Origin of the sequence: Corallococcus exercitus, from assembly GCF_003611585.1 — a bacterium.
In the GTDB taxonomy this organism is placed as follows: Bacteria; Myxococcota; Myxococcia; order Myxococcales; family Myxococcaceae; genus Corallococcus; species Corallococcus exercitus.
Genome location: NZ_RAVW01000230.1, coordinates 1 through 15,695 on the forward strand (window position 1 = coordinate 1; position 15,695 = coordinate 15,695).

At 69.0% G+C, this 15,695-nt stretch carries 12 protein-coding genes and 1 pseudogene; 2 read left to right on the forward strand and 11 right to left on the reverse strand.

Annotation, left to right across the window (positions count from 1 at the left end; translation table 11 throughout):
- From D7W79_RS25415 to D7W79_RS25460, 10 genes and pseudogenes are all read right to left on the reverse strand, one after another.
- Positions 1-304: pseudogene (locus D7W79_RS25415) on the reverse strand (UTP--glucose-1-phosphate uridylyltransferase); the annotation flags it as partial.
- 54 nt (positions 305-358) lie between these two features.
- Entirely contained in the window at positions 359-1,195 is an 837-nt protein-coding gene (locus tag D7W79_RS25420; protein ID WP_120527981.1) for a phytanoyl-CoA dioxygenase family protein, read from the reverse strand.
- Positions 1,196-1,205: 10 nt separating this feature from the next.
- On the reverse strand, positions 1,206-2,294 hold the full coding sequence (locus D7W79_RS25425) for a glycoside hydrolase family 43 protein (RefSeq protein WP_244221958.1): 1,089 nt from the start codon (positions 2,292-2,294) through the stop codon (positions 1,206-1,208).
- 11 nt (positions 2,295-2,305) lie between these two features.
- Positions 2,306-3,484 (reverse strand): glycoside hydrolase family protein, encoded by a 1,179-nt coding sequence (locus tag D7W79_RS25430; protein ID WP_120527982.1) that lies wholly within the window; start codon positions 3,482-3,484, stop codon positions 2,306-2,308.
- A 44-nt stretch (positions 3,485-3,528) separates the two neighbouring features.
- A complete protein-coding gene (locus tag D7W79_RS25435) occupies positions 3,529-4,851 on the reverse strand; it encodes an extracellular solute-binding protein (protein ID WP_120527983.1) in 1,323 nt (440 codons plus the stop codon).
- 18 nt (positions 4,852-4,869) lie between these two features.
- A complete protein-coding gene (locus tag D7W79_RS25440) occupies positions 4,870-5,694 on the reverse strand; it encodes a carbohydrate ABC transporter permease (protein WP_120527984.1) in 825 nt (274 codons plus the stop codon).
- A gap of 4 nt (positions 5,695-5,698) precedes the next feature.
- Positions 5,699-6,634, reverse strand: a complete 936-nt coding sequence (locus tag D7W79_RS25445) for a carbohydrate ABC transporter permease (RefSeq protein ID WP_120527985.1) — start codon at positions 6,632-6,634, stop codon at positions 5,699-5,701.
- Positions 6,631-7,728 carry an ABC transporter ATP-binding protein gene (locus D7W79_RS25450; protein ID WP_120527986.1) on the reverse strand — a complete coding sequence of 366 codons (1,098 nt, stop codon included), beginning with the start codon at positions 7,726-7,728 and terminating at the stop codon, positions 6,631-6,633. Before D7W79_RS25450 ends, D7W79_RS25445 begins: the two co-directional genes overlap by 4 nt.
- Positions 7,729-7,831: 103 nt before the next feature.
- Positions 7,832-8,968, reverse strand: coding sequence for a galactokinase (galK, locus tag D7W79_RS25455; RefSeq protein WP_120527987.1), 1,137 nt, complete (start codon positions 8,966-8,968; stop codon positions 7,832-7,834).
- 35 nt (positions 8,969-9,003) lie between these two features.
- Complete coding sequence (locus D7W79_RS25460; protein WP_120527988.1) at positions 9,004-10,068, reverse strand: aldose epimerase family protein; 1,065 nt, start codon at positions 10,066-10,068, stop codon at positions 9,004-9,006.
- 321 nt (positions 10,069-10,389) lie between these two features.
- On the opposite strand from D7W79_RS25460, the gene D7W79_RS25465 reads away from it, so the two are divergent.
- Positions 10,390-13,245 (forward strand): TonB-dependent receptor, encoded by a 2,856-nt coding sequence (locus D7W79_RS25465; RefSeq protein ID WP_120527989.1) that lies wholly within the window; start codon positions 10,390-10,392, stop codon positions 13,243-13,245.
- Positions 13,246-13,277: 32 nt separating this feature from the next.
- Here D7W79_RS25465 and D7W79_RS25470 read toward each other — a convergent pair whose 3' ends face one another.
- Positions 13,278-14,309, reverse strand: a complete 1,032-nt coding sequence (locus tag D7W79_RS25470) for a glycoside hydrolase family 43 protein (RefSeq protein WP_120527990.1) — start codon at positions 14,307-14,309, stop codon at positions 13,278-13,280.
- A gap of 107 nt (positions 14,310-14,416) precedes the next feature.
- Between D7W79_RS25470 and D7W79_RS25475 the strand changes: the two genes are divergently transcribed.
- On the forward strand, positions 14,417-15,358 hold the full coding sequence (locus D7W79_RS25475; RefSeq protein WP_120527991.1) for a glycoside hydrolase family 43 protein: 942 nt from the start codon (positions 14,417-14,419) through the stop codon (positions 15,356-15,358).
- Positions 15,359-15,695: the final 337 nt, after the last annotated feature.

The window sequence follows — 15,695 nt, forward strand, 5'->3', positions numbered from 1 at the left end:
TCACGGCCCCGCCAAAACGCGTCCCCGCCCCACCGGCGACCACCAGGGCGGCCACCGCGCCCTCGCGGAAGGCCTGCTCCCCCGCCGCACGGCAGGCTTCGTGGGCAGGGGTGCCCTCGCCCGGCAGCGGTTGGACATCCCCCGGCCGTGGCGGTTCGAGGGGGCCCGCCAGGGACTGGGACTCCGTCAACTCCCCACGCTGGTAGCGGGCGAGTAGCGCCCGGAAGCTGGCCGCGTCGAAGCCGTCACGCGCGAGCCGGGGGTCATCAAGCTCTCCATCCACATCCGGGGTCTGGGTCTTCATGCGCGGGAGGATAGAGCGCCCTTCACCGAAACGCATGGTCTCCGCGAGCCCGGGTCAGTACGCGGGCTTCAGCAGCCCTTCGATGGTGTGATGCTGCACCACCGTCGTGAGCGCATCGACCACCCGGCAGGTGAGGTGCTCCCTGACGCGGGGTGGCAGGGACTCCAGGTAGCGCCGCGTCACCTGCAGGTCATGGTGGTTGGCGTTCGTCGCGTCCGGCGCATCCACGCCCACCACCAGCACCGGACGCGACTGGTCCGAGCGGTTGGCGGTGCCCCGGTGGATCGTCAGGGCGGAGCGGGCGGAGATGTCGCCCATGCGCGGCAGCTTTTGAACCGCGCGGGAGATGTAGCGCGGCCAGAGTTCACGAGGGGGGAACATGCCCTTGGCGCAGCCCTCGAATTGATCCCACTGCGTTCCGGGCGCGACCTCGAACGGCCCCATCTCCGGGATGGTGTCCACGGCGGTCAGGTTGAAGGCCAGCGAGTTGAGGCGACGGCCCTTCGTCGTGGCCTCCGGCGCGGCGAAGTCGCGGTGCCAGGGCTGGTCGGCCGCGCCCGGGAAGGGAACGTCGAAGCCCACCTCGACGATGCGGTAGTCGGGCCCGAGCACCGCCTCGCAGACGGCGACGAACCACGGATGGGTGACGATGTCGACGAAGCCGCGGATGCGCTCCGGGTGCACCTCCACGTACCAGCGCTGCGGCCCGCGAGGCAGCGCGCCGCCGGGGACTTTTTGGGCCTCGGCGAAGAGCGTCTCGATGTCCTCGCGCATCCGCGCCACCCAGTCACGTGGGAAGGCGCCCTTGAGGGCGATGATGCCGTCGCCGTAGAGGCCGCGCAGGAGGTCGGCCGGCTCGTGGGTTTCCTGCGGTGCGTGCACGGTGGTCATGTTCCCTCGCTCACTTGCCGGTCAGCGCCGGCGCGGCCACGGGGCCCGCGGAGGGCATCCCGCCCTCGACGTGCGGCCATCCGTCCTTCCACATCAGCCGGTCCATCAGCATCGGGCGGCGCACCGAGCGGTCCTTGCCGATGACCTCCTCGACGTAGGGACGCCGCACGTCGATGGCGTGGTAGGCAATCCAGTCCTGTCCCTTGCGGTCGGTGAAGACGGAGTTGTGGCCCGGTGCGATCCACGCCTCGCTCCGGCGCAGCACGGCGCTGTCGGGCGCGCCCGTCGCCTGCGCCAGCGTCTCGAAGGGGCCGGTGGGTGTGCGCGAGCGCGCCACCAGGGCGGCGTACTTCACCTCCTGCAGCGGGCCGTGGCAGCAGTTCTCGCCCGAATAGAAGAGGTAGTAGTAGCCGTCGCGCTGGACGACCCACGCTCCTTCGACCAGGGTCTGGAACGGGACGCCCTTGTCCGCGCGCACCAGCTCCGTGGGAGCGCTCCCCTTCTTGAAGGAGAGCCCGTCCGCCGCCAGCTCCTGCACGCGGATGGGTTGGAAGCCCGAACCCCAGTAGAGGTACTTGCGCCCCGTGCGCGCGTCATCGAAGGCCATCGGGTCGATGTTGACGAAGGACAGCCCGCACACGAGCGGACGCCCGCTGTCGCGGAACGGGCCCTCGGGCTTGGACGCCGTGGCGACGCCCAGGCAGAAGACGTCCTCCGGGCTGTCCACCGCGCCCCGTTCCTTCTTGAAGCTCGCCGCGCGCTCGGGGTCCAGGGTGGCGGAGAAGTACAGGAAGAAGCTTCGCCCGCGACGGTGGACGTCCGGCGCCCAGAACATCTGCGTCGTCGAGGCCCACTGGGGCTTCACGGGCATCGCGTCACCCGCGCGCTCCCACTTCACGAGATCGCGCGTGCGGGCCACCTGGACGTTCTGCACCTTGCCGGCGACGGTGCCCTGCGTCGCGTAGGCGTAGTACCACCCACCGCCCGCGTCGAGGACGGTGGGGTCCGGGAAGTCCTCGTCGAAGACGGGGTTGGTATAGGTCGCGGCCGTCAGTCCGGCGCCGAGGACCAGGAGTGGCAACAGTGGCAGCAGTGGCATCCGAGGCTCCGTCAGGCCGGGGTGGCGAAACGCTCTTCCACGACGAACGGCTCACACGGACAGCCCTCCAGATCCCGGAAGGCGACATGGCACTGGATGGCCCTGCGCTGGTCCCCGTCCTTGGAATAGTCGGTGCCGTTGCGCCACACGTGCAGGTACATCGCGTAGAGGCCCTCGCCCACCCGGACGAACGAGGGGTGCCCCGGGCCATTCCATTGCCCGCCGAGCGCCGGGCTCTGGCTGTCGATGAGGGGCCGCTCGTCCCACACCTCGTGCGCCAGCAGGTCCAGCTTCGCGATGTACGTGCGGTACTCGGCGTTGCCGAAGAAGCCCGCGCTGTAGGCGAGGTAGGACCGACCGTTCTCGTGCACCACGAACTGGCCCTCAACCAGGCCGTCGTGATGCGGGCCATTGGTGAGCAGGACCTTCGCCGCGCCCAGGAGCGTGATGCGGCCGTCGGACTCCTGCCGGAATTCGTGCGACAGGATGGGCGTGGGCGCCTTGTGCCGCTGCCCCGTCAGCGGATCCGTCCACTGGAGCCCGTTGCCGTCCACCTTGGTGAGCAGGAACGTGCGCTCCTTCCCGCCCGCGTCGACAGCCGCGGCCACGTGGCCGTCAATCATCCCCACCACCGGGTTCTCACCGGCGGGCCCGCCCGGATAGCCAGGCGCCAGATCCTTCACGCGGACGTTGATGTCCAGGTAACCATGGTCCGTCCACGCACCGTCGATGGCAGTGGCCGTGGCGTAGGCGGAGCGCAGGATGCCGGCGCGATCCCTCGCGGTGTAGTGCAGCGTGAGCAGCCCGTGGCGCACGTCGATTTCAGGGGCCCAGCGGGCCACGACGAGGTCCCGGGGAAGGTCGGGCGAGAGCGGGTCCAGCTCGCCTGCGTTCCACCACGCGGGGATCCGTCCCTCGGGGAAGATGGCGCAATGCCTACCGTCCTGCATGTGCGGCACCCAGCGGCCCCCGTCGAAGCGATACAGCCGGAAGGCATACGGCTGATCATTGGTGGTGGCCACCAGCCAGAGGCCGGCGGTGCGCGCGCCCCCGGGGTCCGCCGCCGTCAGGCGCAGCACGAAGGGGTCAGGCATCGTCTCGTGGAGGAGCGGTTCGGGAACCCGTCGCAGGTTCGCGACGATGTCGCCGAGCGTGCGCGTCGCGTCCGGCGGAAGAACGGAAGAAGTCATAGGGGCGCGTGATGCGAGTGGAGGCAAGGGAGCTTGGACGGCGGCTATCTGCGTCGGGAGCGGCGCAGGATGCTCGCGGCCGCCCGCTGGGAATCCGCCAGGGCCTTGTCCGCATCCTTCTGGACCAGCCAGGTGGAGTTCAGCTCGTTGACCAGCAGATCTCCGAGGGCACGCTGGTACTGGATGGGAGGCAGCGCCGTGGCGATGGTGGCGGTGCGCGTGTACTCCGCCCGGTGCGGCAGGGCCCGCATCTGAGCGCTTTGCAGCACCGAGACGCGCACCGGCAGGTGCCCTGTCCGGGCCCACTGGAGGCTGTTGTCGTTGAGGAACTTCAGGAAGGTGAGCGCCGCCTTCTGCTTCGCGGCATCCGGCTTCGGCTGCTTCGGCATGACCCACGTGTGGCTGTCGGACCAGACGGCTTCCCTGCCGTAGAGGGAAGGCATGTCCCGCACGACGTAGTTCTTGAGGCCTGACTTCCCCGTCGCGGCCTGGGCCGCGTACGTGTCCACGCCCCAGGTGCCGTTCACCAGCACCGCCGCCTCTCCGGCGAGGAAGGCCTGCTGCGCGGCGGCGTAGTCGTGCTGGGGATTGGCGAAGCCCGCCGCGTAGAGCGCGTCGAGCAGGCGCAGCGCCTCGCGGCTCTCCTTCGACTCCAACAGCGCCTCCTTCTTCTCCGCGTCCACGATGTTGCCGCCCTGCTGCCACACCCAGGAGAGGTATTGCCAGGAGGGCATCGGATCCGCGCCGGAGGGGATGGCGAAGTAGGACTTGCCCGTCTTCGCCTTCATCGTCGCGGCGTGTTGCATCAACTCAGCCGGGCTTCGGGGCAGCTTCGGCTGGCCCTTCTCGTCCACGAGCCCCGCCCGGATGAACAGGTCCGCGTTGACGTGCCACAGCAGGGCATGAAGGTCGAACGGCAGGGCCCAGACCTCGCCGTTGGCGGTGACGCCCTCGCGCGCCGCCGGCACGAAGTCCGCGACGTCGATGCCCACCGCCGCGAAGTCCTTGCTCAGCGGCAGCAGCAGGTTGCGCACCTGGTAGTTCGGCAGGACGCTGCGGTGCATGACGGCGATGTCCGGCGGGGTGCGGCCCGCGACGTTGGCGCTCAGCCGGTCGTAGTAGACGCCCCACTCCACCGACTGCGTCTTGACGGTGATGCCGTCCGTGTTCTCCGCGTTGAACTTGTTGGTCAGCACCTGGACGATGCCGCACTCGCCCACCGCCTTCGACACGTCCGTGACGTTGGCGTACGCGTCGCTGCAACCGCCAAAGAAGCGGAACAGGGTGATTTCCGTCCGGGCCCGCGCGGCGGTGGGGCCGAGCATCGCGGCCAGCAGCAGTGCCGGCAGTAGCGTCTTCATCTTCATGGGAGCGGCTCCATTCGGCTACTTGCCGCCAGTGATGGCGATGCCTTGCACGATGTAGCGTTGGAACACGACGTAGAGGATGAGCATCGGGGCGCTGGCGAACACGGCCGACGCCATCAGGAACCCGAGCCCCTCCGACATCGCGAAGTTGCCCTGTAGCGAACCCAATCCGACGCTGAGCGTGTACATCTCCGGCTGCGTCGCGGTGACGACGGGCCAGAGGAAGTCGTTCCAGGCGAACAGGAAGGTGAAGATGCCCAACGTCGTCAGCGCGGGGCGCGACAGCGGTAACATCACCGACCAGAAGATCTTGAAGCGGCCCGCGTTGTCGAGCTCCGCGGCCTCCTCCAATTCGCGGGGAACCGCCTTGAAGAACTGCGTCATCAGGAACACGCCCATCGGCCCCGCCAGACGGGGGGCGATGAGGGAGAAGTACGTGTTGTGCAGCTCCCAGTCCGCGAACATGGCGTGCAGGGGCACGAGGATGGCCTGCTCGGGCACCATCAGCCCGGCCATCACCAGCAGGAAGACGGCGCGGCGCCCGGGGAAGTCGATGCGGGCGAACGCGTAGCCGGCGAGCGACGACAGCAGCAGCGTGGACGCCGTCATGCCCACGGCGACCACCACGCTGTTGAGCAGCCAGCGCGGCGTCAGGGACACCCGCAGCAGCGTGGCGAAGTGCTCCAGGGTGCGCGGCCAGGGGATTATGCCGTTCGTGGAGCGCACCAGCTCCTCGTTGGGCTTGAGCGACAGGGTCAGCACCCACAGCATCGGCATCATCCACACGAAGGCGAAGGCCACCACCAGGGCGAGGATGAGGCGGTCCGTCAGGGTCCGGTTCATCGCGTCACTCCCCTTCCTGCCGCGACAGGCGGAACTGCAGCAGCGCCACGCCGAACATCAGGACGAACAACACCGTCGAGATGGCGGAGGCGTAGCCGGAGCGCCAGTCGCGGAAGCTCGTCTCGTAGATGAGCTGCACCAGCGGCCGGGTGGAGTTGGCGGGCCCGCCGCGCGTCATCAGCAGCGGCTGGCCGAACACCTGGAGGTGCATCACCGTCTGGAGCACCACCACGAGCAGCGTGGTGCGCGCGAGCGCTGGCAGCGTGATGTGCCGTAGCACCGCCCACCGCGAGGCCTTGTCCAGCCGGGCCGCCTCGTAGACCTCCGGGGGGATCTGCTGGAGGCCGGCGAGGAAGAGCGCCATCGGGAGACCGGCGGTCCACCACAGGGAGGTCACCATCAGCGCCGGCATGGCCCAGTCCTTGTCGGCCAGAAAGGCGATGGGCTGAAGTCCCACCGCGCGCAGGCCGTTGGCGATGAGGCCGCGGTCGGGGTTGAGCACCATGGCCCACACCAGGGTGACGACGGTGACGGAGAAGATGTTGGAGGCGAAGAAGACGGCCCGCAGCGCGGCGTAGATGCGCAGCGGCTTCTGGAGCGCCAGGGCCAGCACCAGGCCCAGCAACGTCGCGGCCGGGGCCGTCATGGCGGCGAACTGCAGGGTGCGCTTGAGGGCCTCCCAGAAGTACGGGTCGTCCCACAGCTCCACGTAGTTCATGAAGCCGATGTACTCGCGAAAGTCTCCGACGATCTCCCAGTCGTGCAGGCTCATCCACAGGCCCAGCGCGAAGGGATAGAGCAGGAAGACGCCGTAGAAGAGGAGGAACGGCGCCAGGAAGGCATAGCCGGCGACGGCGTTGCGGTGGCGCGCAAGACCTCCGCTACGCGCGCTGGCATCTGGAACCGGGGCCGGGGTGACACTCGGGGCCTGGACACTCATGCGGCGCTCGCGGCGGTGGATGGCAGGGCCATTCCATCCGCGCCAAAGAGCCGGCCATGGCCGGGTTCAATCGCAAGCGTCACGGTGTCACCCAGGCGGACGGCGCTGTCACCCGCGTCGGTGGCGATGAGCGTGGCCCCGTCCGCGCCCACCACGTGAAGCAGCGTCTCGCGCCCCAGCCGCTCGATGGCCCGCGCCTGCCCCCGGAAGATGCCTTCACCCGACGTCGGCCGGACGTGTTCGGGACGGACGCCGAAGGTGACGGATGCGCCCGCCGCCAGCGCGCGGCCGTCCGCCGCGAGCACGGCCCGGCCGCCCGGCAGGGCAACCTCCACCTGGCCTGGGCTGACGGCCACCACCCGCGCCTCGATGAGGTTCATCTTGGGGGCGCCGATGAAGCCGGCGACGAAGGTGTTCGCGGGCGACCGGTAGACTTCGAGCGGCGTGCCCACCTGTTCGATGCGCCCGTCGCGGAAGACGACGATGCGGTCCGCCATGGTCATCGCCTCGACCTGGTCGTGGGTGACGTAGATGGAGGTGGCCTCCAGCCGCTGGTGGAGCTGCACCAGTTCCACCCGCATCTGCACCCGCAGCGCCGCGTCCAGGTTGGAGAGCGGCTCGTCGAAGAGGAAGACGTCGGGCCGGCGGACGATGGCGCGGCCGATGGCGATTCTCTGGCGCTGGCCGCCGGACATCTGCGCGGGGCGGCGGTTGAGCAGGTGTTCGATCTGCAGCGTCTTCGCGGCGGTCGCCACGCGCTCGTCGATCTCCGCGCGCGGCGTGCCGATGTTGCGCAGGCCGAAGGCCATGTTGTCGGCCGCCGTCATGTGCGGATAGAGGGCGTAGTTCTGGAAGACCATGGCGATGCCGCGGTCACCCGCCGGCGTGTCGTTGACCCGACGCCCGCCGATGGAAATCTCACCGTCGCTCACCTGCTCCAGGCCGGCGATCATCCGCAGCAGCGTGGACTTGCCGCACCCCGAGGGGCCGACGAAGACGATGAACTCGCGGTGTCGCAGCTCGAGCGAGACCCCATGAATCACCGCCTGCGAGCCATATTGCTTGCGTACATCCCGAAGCAGCACATCCGCCATCGTTCACATTCCTGGGGGCGACAAGCGCCCGACACAGCGTCAGGGCCTCGTGGCCCCGGCGCTGGACTGACAAGAGGGATTCAGGACTCCACCCGGGGACACGTCACACGACGCTCGTCCCCTCCGCGGCCTGGCACACGTAGCACTGCGGGGTGTTCCCCGTGGCCTGCGTGTACTTCGCGTGGACGCTCTGGACGAACGCTTCCGCCTGACCGGGGGCGACGAGCGCTACCGCGCAGCCGCCGAAGCCCGCGCCCGTCATCCGGGCTCCAAAGCAGCCCGGCTCCGCCCGTGCCAGCAGGACGATGGTGTTGAGCGCTTCGTTGGTGACCTCGAAGTCGTCGCGCAGGCTGTCATGGCTTGCGTCCATCAACCGGCCCAGCTGGACGAGGTCTCCGGCGCGCATCGCCTCGGCGGCCCGCACGGTGCGGTCGTTCTCCGTGATGACGTGCCGCGCGCGGCGGCGCACCAGCGGGTCCAGTTCCTGCTCCCGCTTCGTGAAGGTCTCCGCGTCCACATCCCGCAGCGCCTTGACGCCGAAGAAGCGCGCGGCGGCCTCGCACTGGCTCCGGCGCTCGTTGTAGGCGGAGTCCACCAGCCCCCGGCGCGTCCCCGTGTCGAGCACGACGACCACGGCGCCCGTGGGGAGGGGCACGGGCTGGAGGGACAGGTCGCGGCAATCGATGAGCAGCGCGTGGCCCTCGCGTCCGCCCGCGACGATCATCTGGTCCATGATGCCGGAGTTGAGGCCCATCCACTGGTTCTCCACGCGCTGGCCCAGCAGCGCCATGGTGGCGGGCTGCCACGGCAGGCCGCTCACCGTGGCGAAGGCGCGCTCCGTGGCCAGCTCCACGGCGGCGGACGAGGAGAGCCCCGCGCCACGCGGAACGTTCCCGCTCATCACGCCCTCCCAGCCCTTCAGCGTGTGGCCGGCCTCCCGCAGCACCCAGGCGACACCCTTGAGGTACTCACCCCACTCCGTGCCGACGCGCGACAGCGGCCCGATTTCGAAGGACAGCGACGCGCCGTAGTCGAGCGAGTGGACGACGACGCGGCGGTCCTCGCGCGGACGCAAGGCGATCCACACCTCGCGGTCGATGGCGATGGGGAGCACGAAGCCGTCGTTGTAGTCGGTGTGCTCACCGATGAGGTTGACGCGGCCCGGGGCCCGCACGACGGCGGTGGGGGCCGCGCCGAAGCGCCGGTGGAAGTCCTGCTCGACCTGTTCGCGAAGCGTCATTGAAGTATTCACCAAGGTGGGGACGCGAGTGGAGCTCACGCTCCGGAGACGGAGAAGCGGTAGAGGGTGCGCGAGCGGTACTCTTCGCCAGGGCGCAGGATGGTGGAGGGGAAGGCCGGCTGGTTCGGCGAGTCCGGCAGGTGCTGGGTCTCCAGCGCGAAGCCGAAGCGGTGGTGGTAGACGGCGCCCCGCTTCCCCTTCAGCGAGCCGTCCAGGAAGTTGCCGGAGTAGAACTGCATGCCCGGCTCCGTGGTGTGGACCTCCATCACCCGTCCGGTGCTGGGCTCCAGGACGTGCGCGGCCAGGGTCAGCGCGCCGGGCTGGCCACCCTTGTCGAGCACGAGGCTGTGGTCATAGCCAATCCCGTTGCGCAGCTGCTCGTCGTCCTGCTGGATGCGCGCGCCAATGGCCGTGGGCCGCCGGAAGTCGAACGGCGTGCCTGTCACGTCGCGCAGCATGCCGAGCGGGATGGAGGTCGCGTCAATCGGGACGAAGCGGTCCGCGTTGAACGTGACGACATGGCCCAGGATGTCGCGCCGCCCGTCGCCCGCGAGGTTGAAGTAGCTGTGCTGCGTGAGGTTGACGGGCGTGGGCTTGTCCGTGGTGGCGTGGTAGTCGAAGACGAGCGCGTTGTCCGCGGTCAGCGTGTACGTCACCCGCGCCGTCAGCGTCCCCGGATAGCCCTCCTCGCCGTCGGGGCTGACGTAGGTGAGGACCAGGCCCATGCCCTGGTCGTTCTCGAAGGGCGCCGCCGCCCACACCACCTTGTCGAAGCCCTTGAGCCCGCCGTGCAGGTGGTTCACCCCGTTGTTCGTCGCCAGCGTGTACTGCCGGCCGTCGAGCGTGAAGCGGCCCCGGGCGATGCGGTTGCCATAGCGGCCGACGAGCGCGCCGAAGTACGGCGACTCCTTCACGTAGTCCGCCAGCGAGTCGTAGCCCAGCACCACGTCGTCGAAGCGGCCGTCCCGGTCCGGCACGCGCAGGCTGAGGAGGATGCCGCCGTAGTTGGTGACGCGCGCCTCCATCCCCTGCCGGTTGGTGAGGGTATAGACATCGACGGGCTGTCCGCCCGGGGCCGTACCGAAGGAACTCCGCTCCACGCGGCCTCCTGCAATGAAGATGGGCGCGCGAGACTACGTCAGGCGATCCCGCCCTGGAAGGAAGAGCTGGAAGGCCCGCCATGAGCGGATCCGCGCGCGAGCCTCCGCGCCCTGAATCACAGACAAGTGGACCCAGGTCCAACATGGGCCCCTGAAACATCTACAGGCATGCCGGGACCATTCTTGACGCAGGGAGTCTTGCTCCCCCCTCGGGATCCGGCGCCGCGAAACACTGATAAGTCGTCTTGACACCCTCCAGCCCCTTAAGGCAGATGCCAACCCCCCAAAGCTGGATTGCATGAAATTTTAGGAGTTCACTGGATGCGCTTGAAGACGCTTCTTCTTTGTCCGACCTCCCTCGCGCTGCTGATGCTCTCCACCGCCCCATCTGGAGCCCACGCGGCCCAGACGGATGCGCCCCTGCGGACCGCGGAGAACACGCCGCCCGCCCCTGACGCCGGGACGGCACCGGACGCCGGGACGGTGGTGCAGGCCCCCCCGCCGCAGACGGACGCGGGCACGTACGCCGAAGCCACCGAGCCCTACGACGTTGGCGCTGACGAGTTCTACGAGGAGGTCGTCGTCGTCGGCCTGCAGCGCAGCATGCAGCAGGCGCAGACCATCAAGCGCGAGTCCGATCAGATCGTCGACACGGTGGTGGCGCAGGACATCGGCAAGCTGCCGGACGTCACCGTCTCCGAGACGGCGGCGCGCATCCCGGGCGTCCAGGTGGACCGCGCCCGCGGCGAGGCGAACGGCCAGGTGCTGGTGCGCGGCCTGCCCGACCTCACGACGACCTACAACGGCCGTGAGATCTTCACCGCCGAGACGCGCAGCGTCGCCCTCGCGGACTTCCCGTCGGGCGGCATCGCGGCGCTGGAGGTCTACAAGAGCACGACGCCCGAGCAGGTCGAGGGCGGCCTCGCCGGCCTCATCGACGTGCGCTCGCGCCGGCCGTTCGACTTCGACGGCTTCGAGGTCTCCGGCTCCGTCCGGGGCGCCTACGCCAACCAGTCCGGCCGGGGAGATCCGAACGCCAACCTCCTCATCACCGACCGCTTCAAGACCGGGATGGGCGAGGTCGGCGCGCTGGTCAACTTCTCCTACACCCGCCTCAACTACCTGGACTCCGCGCGCTGGAACACCGGCTTCATCAATCCCGGCACGGACGCCGTCACGGGCCAGCAGTTCGTCTCTCCGGACGTGGTCGGCATCTTCTACGGCGGGGGCCAGCGCGAGCGGCCGTCCATCAACGGCTCGGTGCAGTGGAAGCCGAACGACGCGCTCGAGTTCTATGTCGACGGACTCTGGCAGGGTTACCGCGACCAGGTTTCGGACCGTCAGTTGGAGATGCGGCTGTGGGGCGACGGCCACCGCTACACCAACGTGACGCTGCGTCCGGGCACGGATGACCAGGCGCAGAGCATGACGGTGGAGAACGCCGCCCGGCCGTTCATGTTCCAGGGCGCCACCGCCCGCAAGACGGACACCATCCAGCTCGCCGTCGGCGGCGCGTACGACGCGGGGCCGCTGCGCGTCACGGCCGACGTCGCGAGGACGAACAGCAAGTTCGACCTGTCGCTCTACAGCTTCGACCAGGAGTTCGCCACCTCCCCCACCTTCGACGTCAACTTCGACGTGCCGCGCGGGCCCGGCGGCATGGAGTTCGCGGTGCGGGACTTCGACCTGACGGACCCCGCCAACTACCGCTACGTCGGCTTCTTCGACCGCTCCTACGTCGCCGCGGGTGACGACTGGCAGGCCCGGGCGGACGCCGACCTGCGGACGGGTATCTCCTTCGTCCCCAAGCTGGAGTTCGGACTCCGGGCCACGACGCGCGATGCCTACCAGGAGAACGGGCAGCGCTACTGCGCCGACGATGACGGCGGCAACCCCGGCGCGCCCTGCGGCCTGGCGGCCGGGACGCCGCTCTCCGAGATGCCGGTGGACCTGCATGTGTTCCGTCCCGGCTTCCGCGGCGGCGGCGACATCCAGGGGCAGCGCACGTGGGTGGTGCCGACGTATGACAGCCTCCGCAACAACGTGGAGCAGCTGCGCGCCATCCAGGGCTTCAACCCGGGCGACCCCGAGCGGCTGCGCATCTTCGATGCGAGCGAGCAGACCTACGCCGGGTACGCGCAGGGTCGCTATGAGTTCAAGGTCGGCAGCGTGCCGGTGGACGGCATCGTCGGCGCCCGGGTGGTGGGCACGCACACGGAGGTCACCACCACGGCGGTGGGCGGTGCCGTCCAGAAGGGCAGCGGGAGCTACACCGACCTGCTCCCCAGCGCCACCACGCGCATCCGCTTCATCCCCGACCTGCACCTGCGGCTCACCGCCAACCAGACGCGCACGCGGCCGGGCTTCGACCAGATGCGCCCCGTCACCCTCGGCTCGCCCCCGCCCTGTCTGAATGATCCGAACCCGCCGCCGGGCTGCCAGATCACCGGCAGTGGTGGCAACCCGGACCTGGAGCCGGTGCGCTCGAACAACTACGACGCCTCGCTGGAGTACTACTTCCTGCAGACCGGCATGGCGTCACTCGCCCTGTTCCACCGTGACATCAAGGGCTTCATCACGAACCTGGATGTGACGCGGGACGACCCCACCTACGGGGAGGACCGGGTGCGCGTGAACATCCCGGTGAACGGCGGTGAGGGCAGCATCCAGGGCTTCGAGGCGTCGCTCGGGACCTTCTTCGACTTCCTCCCGCAGGACTGGCTGAAGGGCTTCGGCGTCTACGGCAACGTCACGTACCTGGACGACGAGCAGGCCTTCCCCACGGGCTTCAATCTCGCGCTGGGCGAGACGGGCCGCATCCCCGGCGTGTCCAAGTGGTCCTACAACCTCGTCGCCATGTACGAGCGCGACGGGCTCTCCGCGCGGTTGGCGTACAACTACCGCTCGCGGTGGATCACCAGCTACGTCCAGAACCCCGACGGCGACGGGTTCACGGGGGAGTACGTGGACGGCGTCTCGCGGCTCGACTTCTCCGCGAGCTACGCGCCCTGGACGTCGAAGCCGCTGGACGGCCTCTCCTTCACGTTCGACGCGTCCAACATCCTGGGCAATCCCTACCGCAGCTTCCGGCAGTTCACGCCCGAGGGTGACACCTACCCTCGCGACGTGCGCTACGAGGAGAGCATCTTCGCGCTGGGCCTGCGCTTCCGCATCTAGCGCTCACGCTGAGGCTCCGGGGTTCCGGAGCCTCAGCGCGGGAGGACGCGGGGCACGCCGTTCTCCCAGGTCAGCTGGGCGATGTGCAGGAAGCGGCCCTGGTTCGCGGGCCGGCATGCCGGGGTCGCCGACCAGGAGTGGAAGGCGAGCAGGTCCCTGCCGCCGGCCTGGAACACGGTCTGATGACCGGGCCCGCTGAGGCAGGGCTGGGACGTGCTGGCGAGCAACGGATTGGTGGGCGCATCCACGCACGGGCCCAGCGGCCCCTCGCAGGTGGCGTAGCCGATGGCGTAGCTCGACACACGCTCCGAGTCCTGCCAGCCATAGTCCCCGGCGGAGAAGAACAGGAAGTAAGCGCCACCCCGCTCCACCATGGTGGGCGCCTCCACCACGTGTCGCTCCCAAGGCTTGTCATTGCGGACGAGCGAGACGGGCTCGCCGACGAGCTGGAGTCCGTCGGGTGAGAGCCGCTGGGCGAAGAGCTCCGTCGGCTTGTTGAAGGCGGAGTGGTTCCCGTCGTTCTTGAAGTAGAGGTAGAGCTGCCCGTCCGGAGCCCGGAAGGGGCTCGCGTCGATGGTGCCGCCGAGCGCCTGCTGGCAGACGATGGGCTCCGGGGCCTCCGACGTGAACGGCCCGAGCGGATCCTGGCTGGTCGCGGCGCCAATGCACTGCAGACCGCTGGCCGCGTGACGCGCGGTGAAATAGAGCACGTAGCCGGCGCCGGTCTTCAGCACCTCGGGGGCCCAGGTGAAGCCTTCCTTCGCCCAGCCAGGCAGGACCGGCATGGCGTCGTGCTTGCGCCCTGACGCCGCGTCATCCGTGATGAGTTGCCAGGTCAGCAGGTCGGTGGAGGACGCCATCGGCACGTTGGCGCCGTCATTCGTCGCATAGGCGAGATAGCGCCCCTCGTGCTCGAGGATGAACGGGTCCGGGAAGTTGGCCCGGAACACGGGCGGGTAGGACACGTCGGCCCGTGGGGGTGTCTCGCTCTTCGTGGCACAGCCATTCAGGACCAGGGCCGCGGCGACGAGGCCACGGAACGATGTGCTACCGATGCCGGACAAGGGAGCTCTCCTGACGCCCGCACCCGGGCGGGGACGGACGTTGTTTGCCTGGAGGGTATCAGGCGTCACCACGGTCGTGGGGCCACGCCGTGATATCCAACCGTCCCATGCCGATCCGTTATCGCAACCCTGTTCATCCCACCTACTTCGCGGACCCGTTCGTGTTGCGCACGGGGGGTGGATACGTCGCCTATGGCACCGGAAAGGTGGTCGATGGACGACCGTTCGAGGTGCTCACGTCTCCCGATCTCGTGCACTGGACCTCGGTGGGCGGCGCGCTCGAGCCGCTGCCGCCCGCGCAGGGCACGGACTACTGGGCGCCGGAGGTCGCGGAGCACGAGGGGCGCTGGTGGATGTATTACTCGGTGGGGTTCGAGGACCGGGGCCACCACCTGCGCGTCGCGGTCGCGGACGCGCCCACGGGCCCGTTCCGGGACCAGGGCATCAACCTGACCCCGAACGAGCGCTTCGCCATCGACGCCTCGCCGTTCCGGGATGACGACGGAACCTGGTACCTCTTCCACGCCCGGGACGTGCTGGAGGGAGCACGGGTCGGCACGATGCTCGCGGTCGACGTGCTCGACGGGATGACGGCCCTGCGCGGGGGATCTCGCACGATGCTCACTCCGTCGGATGACTGGCAGATCTACCAGCGTCAGCGCCCCATGTACGGCCAGGTCTACGACTGGCACACGCTGGAGGGGCCGGCCGTCGTGAAGCGGCACGGGCGGTACTGGTGCTTCTACTCCGGAGGCTCCTGGCTCACGCCGTCGTACGGCGTCGCATATGCCGTCGCTGACCATCCGCTCGGGCCGTGGACGGAGCCGAAGGGTGCGCCCCGCCTGCTGCGCACCGTCCCTGGTCGCGTCCTTGGCCCCGGGCACAACAGCGTCGTCGTGGGGCCAGACGGTCAGGACGTGATGGTGTACCACGCGTGGGACGTGGGCCAGACGGCCCGGCGGATGTGCATCGACCCCATCGTGTGGACGCCGGAAGGACCGCGGGTGCTCGGACCGACGGATGAGGAAGTCGAGCTGCCACGGCGGTAGGTGCCAGGGTCGGGTCCGAAGACCAAAGCCAGACGGCCCGCTGTCTGGCTTCTCTGGATGCCTTGGCTCATTCTCCGGGCTGCATCCGACATGACGCAGTCAGGCAGAGACGCTTGGATGGGTATGCTTGACACATTTTTCTGCTTGGCTCAGAAGTTCCCCTCCTAAACCCAGAAGGGGAAGAAACATGCTTGGCGGACCGTCTTCATTTCGAAGTTGGAGCCGAAGGGGCGCAATGCTCCTGATGCTCGCAGTGCTGAGTGCCACGGCTTGCAAGAAGGACCCGGTGAAGCCGCCGGGGGAGCCGGTGGTGGAAGAGCCGCCGCCCCCTCCTCCC

Coding starts and splice junctions, on each gene's coding strand:
- D7W79_RS25420 (WP_120527981.1), bottom strand. CDS start 1,195: ATGACCACCGTGCACGCACCGCAGGAAACCCACGAGCCGGCCGACCTC.
- D7W79_RS25425 (WP_244221958.1), bottom strand. CDS start 2,294: ATGCCACTGCTGCCACTGTTGCCACTCCTGGTCCTCGGCGCCGGACTG.
- D7W79_RS25430 (WP_120527982.1), bottom strand. CDS start 3,484: ATGACTTCTTCCGTTCTTCCGCCGGACGCGACGCGCACGCTCGGCGAC.
- D7W79_RS25435 (WP_120527983.1), bottom strand. CDS start 4,851: ATGAAGATGAAGACGCTACTGCCGGCACTGCTGCTGGCCGCGATGCTC.
- D7W79_RS25440 (WP_120527984.1), bottom strand. CDS start 5,694: ATGAACCGGACCCTGACGGACCGCCTCATCCTCGCCCTGGTGGTGGCC.
- D7W79_RS25445 (WP_120527985.1), bottom strand. CDS start 6,634: ATGAGTGTCCAGGCCCCGAGTGTCACCCCGGCCCCGGTTCCAGATGCC.
- D7W79_RS25450 (WP_120527986.1), bottom strand. CDS start 7,728: ATGGCGGATGTGCTGCTTCGGGATGTACGCAAGCAATATGGCTCGCAG.
- galK (WP_120527987.1), bottom strand. CDS start 8,968: ATGACGCTTCGCGAACAGGTCGAGCAGGACTTCCACCGGCGCTTCGGC.
- D7W79_RS25465 (WP_120527989.1), top strand. CDS start 10,390: ATGCGCTTGAAGACGCTTCTTCTTTGTCCGACCTCCCTCGCGCTGCTG.
- D7W79_RS25475 (WP_120527991.1), top strand. CDS start 14,417: ATGCCGATCCGTTATCGCAACCCTGTTCATCCCACCTACTTCGCGGAC.